Here is a 15,256-nt window from a genome sequence, read left to right as displayed (position 1 = left end):
TACTGAATCGTAAATACAAAAATGGCTCCCAATATGGAGCCATTTTTATTTCTAACTCGTAAATCGATTTAAGCCGTAGCTACTTTGGTTTTTGGTAGCTTGATAGAAATGACCGTTGTCAGCGCTAAGAAGGCAAAGGACACCCACAAACATGCAGCAAGCCCTGCTTCTTGGTAAATCCAACCAGAAAGAACCGTACCGATCAAACGTCCCATCGCATTCGCCATGTAGTAGAAACCGACATCCAATGAAACACCGTCGCCTTTTGCGTAGCTGACGATTAGATAAGAGTGCAAAGATGAGTTCACCGCAAATACGGCACCAAAAATCATCAAGCCCACCACAATAACAAGCTCTGGTTGCCAGCCAATCTGCACGCCGTAAGCAATTGCACCAGTGATAACAGCAAGGATACCAGCCCAAATTAATGCCGCGCTGCCATCTGGCACTCGACCTTGCGCTTTACCGGTAATACGAGGTGCAAAGCCTTGAACGAATCCGTAAGCAATCACCCAAGCTGCCAGGAAGCCGCCTACCATCAGGTGATCCCAACCAAATACGCTGCCAAGGTAAATCGGCAGTGCAACAACAAACCACACATCACGAGCACCAAATAGGAACATACGCGCTGCAGAAAGGATGTTCACCGATTCTGACTTAGAGAAAATCTGACGAAATTTAGGTTTGCTCTTCGCCTTACCCATATCCGCTTCTAACCAAACTAAACTGCACACGAAGACAATCGCCAACACACTTGCCATGATGATCATCGAAGTTTGGAAACCAAACGCTGATAGCAATAAACCACCAACAAAGAAACCCGCACCTTTCAGTGCATTCTTCGAGCCCGTTAAGATCGCAACCCACTTATAAAGTGCACCTTGCTGTTCGTCTGGCACCAAAGTTTTGATCGCACTCTTGGCACTCATCTTATTTAAGTCTTTGGCAATACCCGAAATTGCCTGCGCCGCCATTACCCAAGGAATGGTCAACCAAGCATTGGGCACTGCCAGCATCAGCAAGGCGAAAATCTGCATCCCTAAGCCGACGTTCATGGTTTTGTTCAAACCAAGTCGAGCACCTAGCCAGCCGCCAACCAAGTTGGTCACTACGCCAAAAAATTCATAGAAAAGGAACAGCGAAGCAATGGCTAAGCTTGAGTAACCTAAGTCATGGAAGTAAAGCACCACCAGCATACGTAGTGCACCATCCGTCACGGTGAAGTTCCAATAGTTGAACGTCACCAGCATATACTGACGGATACTTTTGCTTAGTTTTGAAATCATAACGACCTCAGATGTACAGCGTTTAGAGCATTTAGATCATGATGTTCCAAATGCTCTATGACCTGAACACCAGCATTGAGCCATCTCAATACTGGCGTTAAATTGTGAAACAAGAACTGATGAAAATCTAAATATTATTTATTAATAAACAATAGGTTAAATGTAAAACCAATAAACAAGAATCACATAAATTGGTAAGCCATTACGGCATAAAGAGAGCTTTTAGATCATGATGTTCCAAAAGCTCTATAAGCTGATCAAGCGTTTTGAGCTACACGCTCGATGTACTCAACTTGTACAGGCTTTGTGAAAGCACCAGGACGCAGCGCTTGCACTTCACGCACGATGTCTTCTAGCGCCCAATCTTTCTCTAACAGTAGGTGCGCAGCGAACAAACCTGTGCGACCAGAGCCCCCCATGCAGTGCATTGCAACCTTACCACCTTGAGCAAGAATCGCGTGCAGTTCAGGACTCGCTTGTGACCATTTTTCAGCGAACTCTTCGCCCGGAGCACAATCATCTTCAATCTCAATTTGGAACCATTTCATGCCCAATTGTTGGGTTAATTCGCCCAACGCAGACACGTCTTTTGCTGCTAATTCAGCATTATCAAGAGCAGTAACAATTGCTTCTACGCCTTGCGCTTGTAGCTGCTCTAGCGAAGCTTGCAGTTCAACACCTTTGGTGCCTGGACATGGAGTCAGTACCAACGCGCCCGCTTCTAAATCTAATTGCCATGTAGGATGAGACATCTTAAAGCTCCTTATGCCATACCAACGTTACGAACCAATTCTGCAGTACGCGTCGCGTAACCCATTTCGTTATCGTACCAAGCGTAAATCTTCACCATACGAGAACCTACTACCATGGTTGATTGCGCATCAACGATAGTTGAACGTTGGTCGCCTTTGTAATCAATAGAAACCAATGGGCGCTCTTCAAAGCCAAGGATGCCTTTTAGCTCGCCTTCAGAAGCTTCTTTCAGTAATGCGTTAACCTCTTCTGCTGTGGTATCACGTTTCACATCAAAAATAATGTCAGTGAGTGAGGCGTTTGCCAGAGGAACACGAACCGCGTGACCGTTAATCTTGTCTTTCAACTCAGGGAAGATTTCCACAATCGCTTTTGCACTGCCCGTTGTGGTTGGGATTAGGCTCATGCCACATGCACGTGCTCGACGTAGGTCTTTGTGCGGCGCGTCCAGAATCGTTTGTGTGTTAGTTAAATCGTGAATCGTTGTGAATGACGATTGTTCAATGCCCAGTTTTTCGTGAATCACTTTCACGACTGGTGCAATACAGTTCGTTGTACAAGACGCTGCGGTTACGATGCGGTGCTGCGCAGGGTCGAAGATGTGGTCGTTCACACCCACTACGATGTTAGCTACGCCGTCTTCTTTTACTGGTGCGCTAACAACAACACGTTTTACGCCTTGCTCTAGGTATTTGTTTAGGAATGAGGTTTTGCGATGAACGCCCGTTGCTTCAATCACAACATCACATTGACCCCAGTTCACAGCATCGATATCACGCTCTTGTGAAGTCGTGATGCGCTTACCGTTGATCACCATGTCTGTGCCTTCAACTTGCACTGCATGGTTCCAACGACCTTGAACTGAATCGAACTCAAGTAAGTGACCCAGAGTCGCCGCATCACCCGCTACATCGTTGATGTGTACAAACTCTAGTTCTGGCCAATCAAACGCTGCGCGTAATGCCAAACGACCAATTCGACCGAAACCGTTAATACCTACTTTAATCGTCATAATCTTCTACCTTTAAGCTTTCGCTGGTTAACAGCACGCTGCGCGAGCTTTGTCGTGCAAACGTGAAATATCTTCTTGGTACTCTTGCTTCAAGCAGTTCGAGGCTACCAAGTCATCAATCAATTTTTGCATCCATCCCGGTAATTGATCTGACAGCTCGTAGTACACCCATTGCCCCTGACGTTTATCAACCAAAATACCATTTGATCTTAGCTGAGCCAGATGGCGAGAAATCTTTGGTTGGCTTTGTTGTAGCGCATGGGCTAAATCACCAACACAAGTTTCCCCTTCACGAACCACCAGCATTAAGCAACGCACACGAGTCTCGTCGGAAAGAAGTTTGAAAAACTGATGTGGAAGCATACTTACATACCTATATATGGATATGCACATATAGTTATTTAAAAATAGAATAACGTCAAGCGATCGTGCTCGACTGTAATAAAAGTTTAATATTTGATCAGATTAGGCGCCAGAAAAGGTCTGGCTCCAGCGAACGGCTTCACCAAGTTCAGACTTAACATCATCCAAAGAAAGTCCGAGTTGCTGGGAGAATTGCTCAACGCCTGCCCAATCGGCACGTTCGTAGCACTCCTCAATTGCCAACAACGCGCCGTATTCACCTTGGCGATGCAACAAGGCTTGCTGCACGGAAGGACTTAAAGGCAGCTGTCCCACTAAAGATTCCACAGACAAATCAAGCATGGCGTCGAGAATCGATAACAAGCCAACCATAAAACCCTGCTCGTTGAGGTGTGCAAAAGGTTGATAGCGCGACATAGCTTCGCAGAATTGAGCGCGTTGCAAAGATAAGTTGTACAACTCGCGCGGCTTCTGCCCGGAGATATATGACGCAACCACCAGTGAGACAAACATTTTGAGCTTTTCTTGTCCAAGATAAATCAAAGCTTGGCGGAATGAAGTGATGGTCACTTCTAACGTGGTCGATTGTGTATTCACAAAACGCAGTAACTTGTACGACAGCGTGACATCTTGAGTAATGATGTTTTCAATCCGGTCAAAGTCTGGATCGGGGACACACACTTCTCGAAATAGCTTGAGCGCCAACACTTGCTCGGGACTCACGTATTTAGTCTGCATCACTTCAGGCTTGCTGAAGAAGTAGCCTTGGAAGAATTTAAAGCCTGCCTCTTTGGTCGCTTCAAACTCAGCTTCGGTTTCTACTCGCTCAGCTAAGAAATGGTATTTGGTGCGCTTTTTAGTGTGCTTCTTAACTAAGTCGCATGCCTTTTTTAGCCCCATCGCCATGATATCGAGTTTCACGATATGGACATACGGTAAGAAACGACGCCATTCGTCAGTCAACGTGAAGTCATCAAGCGCGATCAAATAGCCTTCACGGTACAGTTCGCGAATGGCTTCAAGCAGCTCATCGGTTGGTTGGCAGGTTTCGAGTACCTCAACCACGATTTTGTTTTTCGGCAAGCTTCTTGGCAGCCGACGCAGCAAACTTTGGTGAGGAAAATTAATGAAGCATCGTGAAGATGCAATCAGAGGATTGGTTCCGACAGAGAGAAAGTTCTCTACTATCAATCGGTATGTCGCCCTGTTTGAATCGATGTGCGCAGGATAGGCATTACTTTCACCATCGCGGAACAACAACTCATATCCCAGCGTCTGTCTTTTACGGTTAAAGATTGGCTGGCGGGCGACATATGCGTTTTTCATTCGAAATTATTGTGCTTTTTATAACTTGTTACTTAGCTGCCGCTAATAATGCACCACATCCCATGAACATTGAACCGAATACTTTATTAATTTTGCCCATGATCTTATCTGAGCGAATAAAGCGTCCCATTTGTGCGGCCAAACTGGTGTAGCCCAGCATCACAAACGCGTCAATGGTCACCGTCGTCACGCCCAATACCAACAGCTGAGTTAGTTGGTCTTTCGCTGGATCGATAAATTGTGGAAACAGTGCCACCAAGAATACGATCGATTTCGGGTTAGTCAGGTTGATAAGAATGGCTTTGTACAACAGAGAAGTACCTGACATGGTTTGGTGACTTTCGGTCGCAACCAAGCCGGATGTATCACGCCACTTTTGAATGCCGAGCCACACAAGGTAAGCTGCACCAACCCATTTGATCACAGTAAATGCCGTTGCCGATTGCGCGACTAAAGCACCAATGCCAGCGCCAACCAAAGCAATATGAATTGCCAAACCAATCTGTAAACCAACGATAGCACCCAATGACTTGCGCGTGCCGTAACTCAAACCATTACTGATTGAGTTGACGGTGCCAGATCCCGGAGCCAGACTAAAAACAATTGCAGTTACCACATAGGCTAACCAAACATGGGTATCCATTGCATTTCCTCAATAATTCTTCGATGATACATCGCGTAAACAACGTATCTTCAGGTAATCGACTAATGGCTATTAACCATTCACCTTTGACTTATACTCAAGAGACCTTATTTGAGCAAGCAATAGGTGGTCCGATCGCAGCACTTTGGCAAGAACGCCAAGAAGGCTTTGTAAAAGGGACAGAGAAAAAGAAAATCTACTGGTGCAAACTCACCAATCCCGAACACACCAAAGCCGTACTGATCGTCAACGGTCGCATTGAAGCCTCCTGGAAATACCAAGAACTGTTCTACGACCTATATCGACAAGGTTATGACGTGTATTCGTTTGACCACCGAGGACAAGGTTTATCAGATCGTCTGCTACCAGACTCAGACATGGGTCACGTCTATGACTTTAATGATTATATTGACGATATGGAATTGGTACTGCAGCAACTCAATTTGAGTGGATACCAGCAGCGCTTTGTCATTTCCCACTCGATGGGCGGTGCAATTGCAACACGTTACCTGCAAACTCACCCAGACCACAACTTTGACGGTTTGATTCTGAGTGCTCCGATGTTTGGTATCAACCTTCCTTGGTATCTCAGCCCTATCGCGATTCCAGTCACGCAAATCCTTGCAGCGGTTTCCCCGCAACCAAGCTATGCGCCAGGTCATAAGGAATACTACCCAAAGCCGTTTGAAGATAACCCACTTAGCCAAAGCTACGATCGTTATCACTGGTTCCGTGGTTTATACCGCGATAAACCAGAGCTACAAGTGGGCGGTCCAAGCACACGCTGGGTATGGCAAGGCTTGATGGCAGCCAAGCAATGTATTTTGCTGACACGCCAAATTAAAGTTCCGGTTTTATTGGTTCAATCAGGTAACGATCGCATCGTGAGTAACGCCGCGCAGCAACGCTTTATCGATAAGCTAAGTAAGACTAACCCCAATGCCAGCCTAGTTTCTATTGCTGGCGCAGAGCACGAAATCTTGTTTGAAAAAGACCAGTATCGCAACCAAGCACTTGATGCGGTTTTTGCCTTCATGCGTGAGCACAGCCAATAAATCAGATTAAAGAGGAAATACGAGCTCAGCGATTTACCCTCTTTTTCCTCCTTATTTTGGCGTAGACTTCATCATGTTCCCCGCACTCGGAGCAGTACGATCTAGTCAATCTACTGCGCTCCGTGTGCAATCAACCTGTTCTACTCTATCCGAACCGTTTACGAGGGCTTCATGAGCACATCGCTACCTTGCAAAGAGATCACTAAAATCGTTGCCTCAGATCTGGATGGCACTTTACTCGCACCAAACCACCAGCTAAGCGCTTACTCGAAAGAGACGCTCAAAGCGCTGCATGAACAAGGCTACACATTTGTCTTTGCAACGGGTCGCCACCACGTAGACGTCGCAAGCATTCGTCGCACGGTAGGTATTCCGGCTTATATGATTACTTCGAACGGAGCACGTGTGCACGACCAGAATGATCAAGAGATGTACAGCCAGAACGTACCTGAAGATTTGGTTCAACCAGTGATCGACACGATCAAAACGGATCCTGAAATACTTATCCACATGTATCAAAACGACGACTGGTTGTTGAACAAAGATGACGATGAGTTACGCGAATTCCATGAAGAGTTCACTTATAAGTTGTACGATCAAGACAACGCACCAACTGATGGCATTGCGAAAATCTTCTTCACTCACCCAGCAAAAGATCACGACCATCTTGTGACCTTCGAAACTAAGTTACGTGAGCAATTTGGCGATCAACTAAACATCGCATTCTCAACACCTTGGTGTTTGGAAGTGATGAGCGCTGGTGTGTCTAAAGGTGATGCGTTGAAGGCAGTTGCGGAGTCTATTGGGCTAACACTGGAAAACACCATCGCCTTTGGTGATGGCATGAACGACGTAGAAATGCTATCCATGGCGGGTAAAGGATTGGTGATGGGCACATCTCACGAGAAAGTGATGAAAGCACTACCAAACAATGAAGTAATCGGCAGCAACGTCGACGATGCGGTTGCACACTACCTACAAGATCATCTGCTATAACCTGTATTGGCTATCAACAACAGGTTATCGGCAAAATCACAAAGGGCTGCACTATGCAGCCCTTTTCTTTTATCGCTGACTCGGCAGCTTCTCTTTGCCGAGGATTGCTTGCCACTCTTCTTCGCTCACCGGCATGATCGATAAGCGATTGCCGCGTTTCACTAATGGCATGTTTTCTAGTTCTGGCATCGCCTTCATGACCGACAACGGAATCAAGCGTTCAGTCTTACGCACAAACTCAATATCCACCATAATCCAACGCGGATTTTCTGGGTCGGATTTCGGGTCGTAATAATCGCTCTCAAGGTCAAACTGGAAGTGATCGGGATACGCTTCACGGGTCACTTTGGCAATACCAGCCACACCCACGTTCTTGCAAGAGGAATGGTAAATCAGCACCAAATCACCCAATTTGACTTGGTCACGCATCATATTACGCGCCTGATAATTACGAACTCCCTCCCAACATGAAACCTTTTGGGTTCGAAGCGTGTCAATAGAAAAGGTATCTGGTTCTGTTTTAAATAACCAATATGCCATAATGCCATCCGATGCAGATTAAGTAATGAGGAAGATATAACATGAAGGCTTTGAAAAACCCAGTGGCATTAGCCACACTGCTGGTCCTGCAAGCATGTAGCATGCAACCGCAGCAGTCCGATGCAGACACCCCAACCACTCCGCCTGCATCCTTAGATAAGCCGGAAACCATCTTACCTCAAACCTTTATGCTGCGTGGTGAAGTAGTGATTGGGCATGAAAGCCAGTACATCACACCTTGTGGCAGCGACAAACAATACTGGCTGCAACTGTCACCGCAACAAATCCAACGTGCAGTAGCCATCACCAATGAACCTTATCAAACCATGTATGGTGAAGTGATTGGTCATCTCAACCCGCCGGGCATCGACGGTTTCTCTGCAGATTTCGATGCTAACTTTGTGGTTGAGCAGGTGAACTTCCTCACCACAGAAAATCCGCATCGCTGCAAACAAACCAGTAAACCCACTCGCGTATTTGGTAATGAACCTTCGTGGGCTGCCAACTTTGAAGGCAATACGCTCAAGTTCCAGCAAATGGGCAAGTCGACACAAACACTCGAGATTAAAAGCAGCAAACTGCAACCTCGTCAGCGTACTTACCAGTTGGATGACGGTGAACTGCGCATGACCGAGAACTTGTGTTCAGACACCATGAGCAACTCTCTCTACGGCTGGAAAGCAACACTAGAGCATGGCGATAAAACCTACCAAGGCTGTGGTATGACAGCCAACGTAGATTCAACATTAGAATGGGTGAACACCTACGTCGCGACGTCGACCCAGTCACAAGGCTTCGAAGTGCAAATGACACTCAACAGCGACCACAGTGCCATCACCAAATACAGCTATTCAGACGGACAACCGCCATTGATTGAACGTGGCTACTGGCAACAACTGAGCCCATCGCAAGTACAAGTATTGATGACTCACCACCAGCAACAACGCTTAATGACCGAGCGCCTATTTACTCGCGAAGGCAACCAACTGAAAGCAGTAAAAGAGAAAGTGGGCAATTTGGTTTATCCCATTGCCGATGGCGGCTTAGTGCTATACCCAGCAACAGTGCGTAACTCAGGCATTGAGCAAGAAGCGCCTGAACGCGGTAGTGCGCCAATTGCAGCTGCGGACATTCCATCCAGTGCCGAATTTAATTCAAAAGTGGATGCGGCGGTACGTAACTACTTTTTCATTAATCAAACCAACCCAAGCAATAACCAATACCGTTGGCTGACTTACGATCTGAATGGCGATGGTGATGAAGAATTACTGGTGCAACTTGATTGGTGTGGCTCTGGCGGTTGTACTCTGCTGATATTCGAAAACCACGAGAAAGAGTGGCGTTTCAATAGCCGTATGACGCTAGTGCAAAGCCCAATTATGCTTGGTCAACAAACCTCGCACGGCTGGCGTGACCTGATTTTCAATGTCAGCGGCGGTGGTGCAACACCGGGGCAACACGTGATGCAATACACAGGCGTGAGCTACCCAATCAACCCAAGCTTGGCACCAAAAGCGAGCAAAGAACAAGTCAGCGGCGTGCGTCTGTTCTCAGACGGCATCAGCCCTGTTCGCGATGGAGTACGCTTGTAATGGCGCAGCCTTGTCCACATTGTGCCTTCCAGTTCAACTGCATCTGTTCACTGCTGCCTGAGTTAAGCAGTGAACAATCGCTGATGCTGTTAATGCACCCTAATGAACTGACGCGCGATACCAACACTGGCAAACTGCTCGCCCAGTGCCAACTGAATGTCACTCAAGTCGTTTGGGATCGTAAAACGCCACCAGCGGAGCTATTAGAAACGTTAGCTAATCCAAGCCTGCTGCCAGTACTGCTATTCCCAAGTGAAGAAAGCCTAACGCTTGAACAAGTACAGCAACAAAGTACCGAGCAAAACAGACAACCGTTGTACATCATTCTTGATGCAACTTGGCAAGAGGCGCGCAAGATGATCAATAAAAGCCGTTGGCTAGAAGGCGTCGCGATGATGGGCTTAACCACTCAAGCCGATTCCCAATATCAACTGCGTCGCAACCAGCAAGAAGGTAATCTATGTACCTTTGAAGTAGCTGCCCAATTGCTCGGACAACTTGGTGAAGAGCAAAACCAGCAACAAATGTTAGCGTTCTTCAAGCAATACCTTCCTCGTTTCCAAGCTGAGAAAAGTGGTCACGAGTTCAATGCCTAACATTCTTAAAAATCAAAAAAACGCAGCTCTAACGCTGCGTTTTTTATTGAATGCTGTTTCACGTGAAACAAAACTTTGGAGCTCTTAAGCTCAATTAGAGCAAAGCCACATTAAAACAAGCGTGTCGGTTCACCCAAATAATAACCTTGCAGATAGTCCACCCCCATGTCCTGAGCAATGTCGCACACCTCTTTGTTGTGCACGAACTCCGCGACAGTCTTAGCGTTAAACACCTGACACAAACGCACCAACTGCGAGGCAATCTTGCGCTGCTTTTGGTCTTTGTCGATATAGCGAATCAAACTGCCATCGAGCTTAATCACTTCCGGCTCTAACTTGAGGATCTCATCAATATTGGAGTAACCCGAGCCAAAGTCGTCGACAATGATGCGTGCGCCTAGGCTTCTAAAGTGACTGCACACCTCAATCATTCGCCCGTAGTCTTTGATTTGCTCCGACTCCAAGACTTCTAAACCAATCCGTCTTGGGTCGTTCAGCTGAGTAATAGCATGTTCAAGCAACATCAAGGTTTTATCGCTGAGTAAATCCTGAGGTGACAAATTAATTGAGAAGTCGCCTTGTTTGTCCTTCATGTAATTCAATGTGGAACGGATCATGTGACGGCTCAAACGCGTGTACAAATGCGTATCAGAAATGATAGGTAAGAAACGCCCCGGCGCAATGATGCTGCCATCCTCTTCCATGATGCGCACCAAACACTCTTGGCTCGCGGGACGATGGTTGTAAGCGTGCACAATTGGCTGACTGTAGGTAATGATGTTCTGCTTGAGAATGGCGCGGCTCACACAGCTCAACCAACCCAACTGCTCTTTTCGCACATCTTCATTGACCTCAATGTCTTTGGCATTACAGATATGAGTATTACTTCGCACCCCAGCTCTTCGCGCTTCAATGCCTTTGAGGAGCAATTCATCCGGCGATGCAGTTGGAAAATCACGACGGCTAACTAAGCCACCGCACAATGAAATCGAAAGGTAATCAATGTCTCGTAAGCCACTTGGTTCAAAGTTGGTTTGCTCAACCGCATCAGCAAACCGAGTGAAGTGTTGCTTAATCATTTCACTGCTTCCGTCAGCTTTGAATAAGAACGCCCACTCACCGACACCAATGCTATAAAGTTGCAGCGCGGCAGGTTTACCAAGCCGTTTACGCAGGCGATTGCTAAAGTGCATCGACAAGTCTTTCAACAGTTGGTCGCCAACGCGATAGCCGTACTTTTCGTTGATATGGCTAAAGTTGAGCAGTTTGAGCGTTAGTAAATGTTCATCGACATCAATGCTGATCAAGCGCTCTTGCAGCGCAACGCGATTTTGTAATCCTGTGCGACTATCTCGGCGGAAGCTCTGTTCTAGCTTTTTCGCTTGACGATCGAGTTGATACCCCATATGAGCGTTCATGTTATTTAGATCGCCAATCGCATTGCGGATCAGGCTAAACAAGGGAGAGATAGAAGTGCTCACTTCTTGCTGTGGCATGTTAAGCGCAGTAACTTCATCCCCTTCACGCATCGCCAAGTAAGTCAGGCTATGGTGCAGAATTTCTTGTTGGTGATTCTCCCCGTACAACTCACCCATGCAGTAACTGCCCGACGTGTGGGAAATGTCCGTGAAGGCGCGAACTTCATCACTGCTATCAATAAAATCAAGTCGCGATGCGCAGTTATAAATCATCACTGCTTCAGGTTGATGCATGGAAAGCTCCACCACCCCATGGCGAACTTGCTCAAGCGTTAACGAAGGATGGTTGTAACAGAACTGAACTTCATCACCCAAACACCAAGGACGGTCGAAGCTCATGCTGCCGTCGGGATGGATTTCCGTCACGGCACACACCTCTTTTCGCCCAATGGATTCTCGATAAAGTGGGAAATTCAGCAGTTGATTGAGCGATAGGTCGTGCCCGTCAGCAAGGTAATGTTTGTACACTTCCAACGCTTTACGCTCGCCCAAGCGATACAAGCGCGTCCCTTTGGCGTGAGTAACCTTATGCGGCATACCAATCGGGTTCCACTCAGAATACGCGCTCGTCCATGTTTTCAAAGTATTGCTGTGCAAGGCAACCGCGACAACCGATTCATCATAAACTTGGTCTTGATGCAGAACCCAACAACCGTCATCGATGGTTTGAGCCAAACCGCCAGAAACCTTCGGACCGTCGGCATCAAATACGCGATACACCGGATAATCACGGCGTTCGATTTGGACAGAAAAGCTAATAATGGCTTTGGAGTTATCTTGCAGTTGTAAAGCTTGCTTGAGATCGTAGCCATCGATATCTGGCGAGAAGGAATAATGCTGAACCGCAGACGTGAGCGTGGTTTGTTCAAACTCCATCACACACACTAAGCAGCCATGGTTGATGATCTCACCTTCCAAGATAACGTGACGGGTGCTGTGACCGATGATGTGCGTGTTGGGTAATCTTTCGAGTATTGCCCGAGCGAGTGAGACGGCGGAGTCGCGTGATTGGGTGGATAGGAGTTGCACCAGATAACGTTTATCTGCACAACACTGAGAAGTGACTAAAAAGTCATTAAGCTGATCCACATTTTGAACCAGTTGAGAGAATGCTCGCATTTACCCTACCACTGCCGTCATCAAGCCACACCACATGGAAGTGGTTTTATTATTTTACTTTGATGAGAGTAATTTACGTGGCTTTAGACGGCTTTTCTAGAGTCAGAATGAAGATTGAATGGATTAATGCGAAAGTGATTACAAAAGCGCGAGTAACGACTGCAAGTTATTGATTTCAATGTCAGGTAACGTTCGCGTTTTTGCCTGAGTAATGACATTTTTATTCATGTCATTAAACCAGCATGCGGCAAAACTCGCGAGTTTTGCACCTTGAACATCCGTCACCAGATGATCGCCGACATGAAGAATGTGCTCACTAGGCAAATCCAGAAACTGCTGCGCTTTGGTGAACATATCCGGCGCAGGTTTCGCGCTGCCATCCGGTCCTGCTTTCAGCACTTGCTGGAAATAAGGCGTAAGACCAATTCGATCTAAATCCACATTACCGTTAGTGATTGCTACCAGCGGGATTTCTTGCCCGAGTTCAGCAAGTACATCGAGGCTTTGCTGTGGTACTTCAAAACGGTTACGCCAGTCTAAAGCAACCTCGACTGCGGCTTGCGCAGCGGTATGCGCCGCTTCGTTATCGTATCCAACTTGAGAGAAGGCTTGCTTAAGTTGTACCAAGCGCCACAAAGTGACGTCACTCTTCAGCTCAGGTTGTTGCTGCACGACACGTTGCTTGAGTGCAAACCAATCGGCTTTATCCATGTGAGCGACCGCCGGATGATGGAGTTTAAGCCAAGACAACAACTCACGCTCCATACGAACTATCACTGGATAGTTATCATAGAGGGTGTCATCAAGGTCAAACGTCATCGCCTTTACAGGCGCAATACGGCGGTAGAATTTCATGAGATTCCTTGGTTAGTCCGACTTATCGTCGTTTCTCTTACGGGCTCTTGGATGCGCCTGATCATAAGCTTGTGCTAAATGTTGGAAATCCAAGTGGGTGTAGATTTGGGTAGTGGAAATGTTTTCGTGCCCCAATAGCTCTTGCACCGCACGTAAGTTATTGCTCGATTCCAACATGTGCGTCGCAAACGAGTGACGCAGTTTGTGCGGGCTGATATGGCTCGCTACCGACTGTTTCTGCCCCCACTCCGCCATACGCTTTTGCACACTGCGATGTGAGATTCGTGTACCCAGCTTAGAAACAAACAGTGCCGGTTCACCCGGCGCGGCTAGATCACCACGCACACGCAGCCACTTGCCAACCCATTCGGTTGCCATACCAGAGAATGGCACTTTACGTTCTTTATCGCCTTTACCAATCACTCGTAATTCGCCACTGCGCAGCTGAACATCACGCACGTCTACGCTCACCAGTTCTGCCAAACGCAGACCAGCGCCGTACATTAGCTCCATCATGGCACGATCGCGTACCGCTAACGGGTCGTCCTCGTTCACTTCGAGCAATTGGTTTACTTCATCCACATCGAGGTTCTTTGGTAGTGGACGTTTCTTACGTGGCGCCGAAACCCCTTTGGCTGGGTTAGCTGACATTTCTCCACGTAGGATCAGGAAATCGAAAAAGCTGCGTAGAGAAGATAAGCGCGTCGCTAAGCTGCTGGCTTTCATGCCTTCACGCATGCCTTTACCTGCCAATTGACGAACCCAACCAGCATCGACTTGAGACCAATCTTTCAACCCCATCTCAGCCAAGTGGTGAGCCATGGTTTCCAATTGTTGTTTGTAGTTGCGTTGGGTGTGCAGGCTAAGCCCCTTTTCGCTTCGCAGGAATTCGTAGAAGCGTTCAAGAGGCTTTTGAAGACTATTTGGCAGAGGAGTGTTGGGAGTTGTCGTCATCGTGACTTTGCCATACCAATGTTTGAGCGAGATGTGCCACTACTAAGGATAGGTGACGCAAAAACAAGGTATCCATATCTGGTTGGAAATGACCGCCATCTTCGCTAGAAAACGCCAGTACGCCAAGCGTCTGTTTTTTCACAAGCGGTAACACCACATAGGAACCCATTTCTGGAACGTCCATATCTCCAAACAACGCTTCGCGATCCACTTTACGCAGACGACCTAAGTACGCCTCTTTGCCGTTTAAGTGGTTGGTAGCAAAACGTTGGTAGCTTTCCTTACTCAATTGAGTCGCAGCATCACACTGGCTCAATAGACGCACATACGCCTTCAAGCCAAGGTCTTTGGCTTTCAGTTCAATGGCGTTGATGACTTGCTTAAAGTCGCCGCACCTAAGGATTTGTCCTTGCAGATCCATGAACTCGTAGAAGGTGCGATCATTGTTCGCCGCTAAAGACATCAGTGTGGTGATCTCTTCTTCTAGCTCTTCAATTCGTTGACGTTGGCGGTTCATTTGAATGTGAACTAACGAGACCGTGCCTAAATCTGCATGAGGCATAGAAAGGCGATCAACCAATTCTGGGCGTTGAACGAAGAAGTCAGGATGATCTTTTAAATACTGAGCAACGACTTCTGCGGTCAGCGCATCCGCTTCAACTTCTGGGATTTGGTTTTCTTGTTCTTC

The 15,256-nt window shown here is 47.1% G+C and carries 15 protein-coding genes; 4 read left to right on the top strand and 11 right to left on the bottom strand.

What is annotated here, in order from left to right; all coding sequences use genetic code 11:
* Window positions 1–68 precede the first annotated feature (68 nt).
* The 6 genes from arsJ to rhtB all read right to left on the bottom strand — a co-directional run bounded on the left by arsJ (window position 69) and on the right by rhtB (window position 5,383).
* On the bottom strand, window positions 69–1,286 hold the full coding sequence (gene arsJ, locus QMY49_RS15165) for an organoarsenical effux MFS transporter ArsJ (RefSeq protein ID WP_038897950.1): 1,218 nt from the start codon (window positions 1,284–1,286) through the stop codon (window positions 69–71).
* A 257-nt stretch (window positions 1,287–1,543) separates the two neighbouring features.
* Window positions 1,544–2,038 (bottom strand): cyclin-dependent kinase inhibitor 3 family protein, encoded by a 495-nt coding sequence (locus QMY49_RS15160; protein WP_017187924.1) that lies wholly within the window; start codon window positions 2,036–2,038, stop codon window positions 1,544–1,546.
* A gap of 11 nt (window positions 2,039–2,049) precedes the next feature.
* Window positions 2,050–3,051, bottom strand: a complete 1,002-nt coding sequence (locus QMY49_RS15155) for an ArsJ-associated glyceraldehyde-3-phosphate dehydrogenase (protein ID WP_005430364.1) — start codon at window positions 3,049–3,051, stop codon at window positions 2,050–2,052.
* A gap of 27 nt (window positions 3,052–3,078) precedes the next feature.
* Window positions 3,079–3,414, bottom strand: a complete 336-nt coding sequence (locus QMY49_RS15150; RefSeq protein ID WP_005452016.1) for a metalloregulator ArsR/SmtB family transcription factor — start codon at window positions 3,412–3,414, stop codon at window positions 3,079–3,081.
* A gap of 102 nt (window positions 3,415–3,516) precedes the next feature.
* Entirely contained in the window at window positions 3,517–4,740 is a 1,224-nt protein-coding gene (locus QMY49_RS15145) for an EAL and HDOD domain-containing protein (RefSeq protein ID WP_283312224.1), read from the bottom strand.
* A gap of 28 nt (window positions 4,741–4,768) precedes the next feature.
* Window positions 4,769–5,383 (bottom strand): homoserine/homoserine lactone efflux protein, encoded by a 615-nt coding sequence (gene rhtB, locus QMY49_RS15140; RefSeq protein WP_005452019.1) that lies wholly within the window; start codon window positions 5,381–5,383, stop codon window positions 4,769–4,771.
* A 65-nt stretch (window positions 5,384–5,448) separates the two neighbouring features.
* On the opposite strand from rhtB, the gene QMY49_RS15135 reads away from it, so the two are divergent.
* Together QMY49_RS15135 and QMY49_RS15130 are read left to right on the top strand one after the other, a co-directional pair.
* Complete coding sequence (locus tag QMY49_RS15135; RefSeq protein ID WP_005452020.1) at window positions 5,449–6,438, top strand: alpha/beta fold hydrolase; 990 nt, start codon at window positions 5,449–5,451, stop codon at window positions 6,436–6,438.
* Window positions 6,439–6,609: 171 nt separating this feature from the next.
* A complete protein-coding gene (locus QMY49_RS15130) occupies window positions 6,610–7,434 on the top strand; it encodes a Cof-type HAD-IIB family hydrolase (RefSeq protein WP_074050908.1) in 825 nt (274 codons plus the stop codon).
* Between the two features lie 69 nt (window positions 7,435–7,503).
* Here QMY49_RS15130 and QMY49_RS15125 read toward each other — a convergent pair whose 3' ends face one another.
* Window positions 7,504–7,974 carry an EVE domain-containing protein gene (locus tag QMY49_RS15125; protein WP_005452022.1) on the bottom strand — a complete coding sequence of 157 codons (471 nt, stop codon included), beginning with the start codon at window positions 7,972–7,974 and terminating at the stop codon, window positions 7,504–7,506.
* Between the two features lie 41 nt (window positions 7,975–8,015).
* Here QMY49_RS15125 and QMY49_RS15120 point away from each other — a divergent pair, with 41 nt between their 5' ends.
* Together QMY49_RS15120 and QMY49_RS15115 are read left to right on the top strand one after the other, a co-directional pair.
* Window positions 8,016–9,566, top strand: coding sequence for a COG3650 family protein (locus tag QMY49_RS15120; RefSeq protein ID WP_009695947.1), 1,551 nt, complete (start codon window positions 8,016–8,018; stop codon window positions 9,564–9,566).
* The gene (locus QMY49_RS15115) at window positions 9,566–10,162 is read left to right on the top strand and encodes a tRNA-uridine aminocarboxypropyltransferase (protein ID WP_114092149.1); all 597 of its coding nucleotides are present in this window, start codon (window positions 9,566–9,568) and stop codon (window positions 10,160–10,162) included. The genes QMY49_RS15120 and QMY49_RS15115 overlap by 1 nt, the downstream gene beginning before the upstream one ends.
* Before the next feature lie 110 nt (window positions 10,163–10,272).
* On the opposite strand, the gene QMY49_RS15110 is transcribed toward QMY49_RS15115, so the two are convergent.
* From QMY49_RS15110 to QMY49_RS15095, 4 genes are all read right to left on the bottom strand, one after another.
* Entirely contained in the window at window positions 10,273–12,759 is a 2,487-nt protein-coding gene (locus QMY49_RS15110) for a bifunctional diguanylate cyclase/phosphodiesterase (protein ID WP_283312216.1), read from the bottom strand.
* A 138-nt stretch (window positions 12,760–12,897) separates the two neighbouring features.
* A complete protein-coding gene (yigB, locus tag QMY49_RS15105; protein WP_005430399.1) occupies window positions 12,898–13,614 on the bottom strand; it encodes a 5-amino-6-(5-phospho-D-ribitylamino)uracil phosphatase YigB in 717 nt (238 codons plus the stop codon).
* A 12-nt stretch (window positions 13,615–13,626) separates the two neighbouring features.
* A complete protein-coding gene (gene xerC, locus QMY49_RS15100; RefSeq protein ID WP_005430404.1) occupies window positions 13,627–14,568 on the bottom strand; it encodes a tyrosine recombinase XerC in 942 nt (313 codons plus the stop codon).
* Window positions 14,534–15,238 (bottom strand): DUF484 family protein, encoded by a 705-nt coding sequence (locus tag QMY49_RS15095; RefSeq protein WP_152930510.1) that lies wholly within the window; start codon window positions 15,236–15,238, stop codon window positions 14,534–14,536. Before QMY49_RS15095 ends, xerC begins: the two co-directional genes overlap by 35 nt.
* Window positions 15,239–15,256 lie beyond the last annotated feature (18 nt).

It is taken from the genome of Vibrio harveyi (genome assembly GCF_030060435.1).
GTDB classification, from domain to species: Bacteria; Pseudomonadota; Gammaproteobacteria; order Enterobacterales; family Vibrionaceae; genus Vibrio; species Vibrio harveyi.
Note: the sequence above shows the minus strand (reverse complement) of the source record. Positions and strands in the feature narration are given on the sequence as shown.

What these genes read in the sequence shown, in the direction of transcription:
- arsJ (WP_038897950.1), bottom strand. Translation starts at nt 1,286, where the DNA reads ATGATTTCAAAACTAAGCAAAAGTATCCGTCAGTATATGCTGGTGACG.
- QMY49_RS15120 (WP_009695947.1), top strand. Translation starts at nt 8,016, where the DNA reads ATGAAGGCTTTGAAAAACCCAGTGGCATTAGCCACACTGCTGGTCCTG.
- xerC (WP_005430404.1), bottom strand. Translation starts at nt 14,568, where the DNA reads ATGACGACAACTCCCAACACTCCTCTGCCAAATAGTCTTCAAAAGCCT.
- QMY49_RS15155 (WP_005430364.1), bottom strand. Translation starts at nt 3,051, where the DNA reads ATGACGATTAAAGTAGGTATTAACGGTTTCGGTCGAATTGGTCGTTTG.
- QMY49_RS15110 (WP_283312216.1), bottom strand. Translation starts at nt 12,759, where the DNA reads ATGCGAGCATTCTCTCAACTGGTTCAAAATGTGGATCAGCTTAATGAC.
- QMY49_RS15150 (WP_005452016.1), bottom strand. Translation starts at nt 3,414, where the DNA reads ATGCTTCCACATCAGTTTTTCAAACTTCTTTCCGACGAGACTCGTGTG.
- yigB (WP_005430399.1), bottom strand. Translation starts at nt 13,614, where the DNA reads ATGAAATTCTACCGCCGTATTGCGCCTGTAAAGGCGATGACGTTTGAC.
- QMY49_RS15145 (WP_283312224.1), bottom strand. Translation starts at nt 4,740, where the DNA reads ATGAAAAACGCATATGTCGCCCGCCAGCCAATCTTTAACCGTAAAAGA.
- QMY49_RS15125 (WP_005452022.1), bottom strand. Translation starts at nt 7,974, where the DNA reads ATGGCATATTGGTTATTTAAAACAGAACCAGATACCTTTTCTATTGAC.
- QMY49_RS15135 (WP_005452020.1), top strand. Translation starts at nt 5,449, where the DNA reads ATGGCTATTAACCATTCACCTTTGACTTATACTCAAGAGACCTTATTT.
- QMY49_RS15160 (WP_017187924.1), bottom strand. Translation starts at nt 2,038, where the DNA reads ATGTCTCATCCTACATGGCAATTAGATTTAGAAGCGGGCGCGTTGGTA.
- rhtB (WP_005452019.1), bottom strand. Translation starts at nt 5,383, where the DNA reads ATGGATACCCATGTTTGGTTAGCCTATGTGGTAACTGCAATTGTTTTT.
- QMY49_RS15115 (WP_114092149.1), top strand. Translation starts at nt 9,566, where the DNA reads ATGGCGCAGCCTTGTCCACATTGTGCCTTCCAGTTCAACTGCATCTGT.
- QMY49_RS15130 (WP_074050908.1), top strand. Translation starts at nt 6,610, where the DNA reads ATGAGCACATCGCTACCTTGCAAAGAGATCACTAAAATCGTTGCCTCA.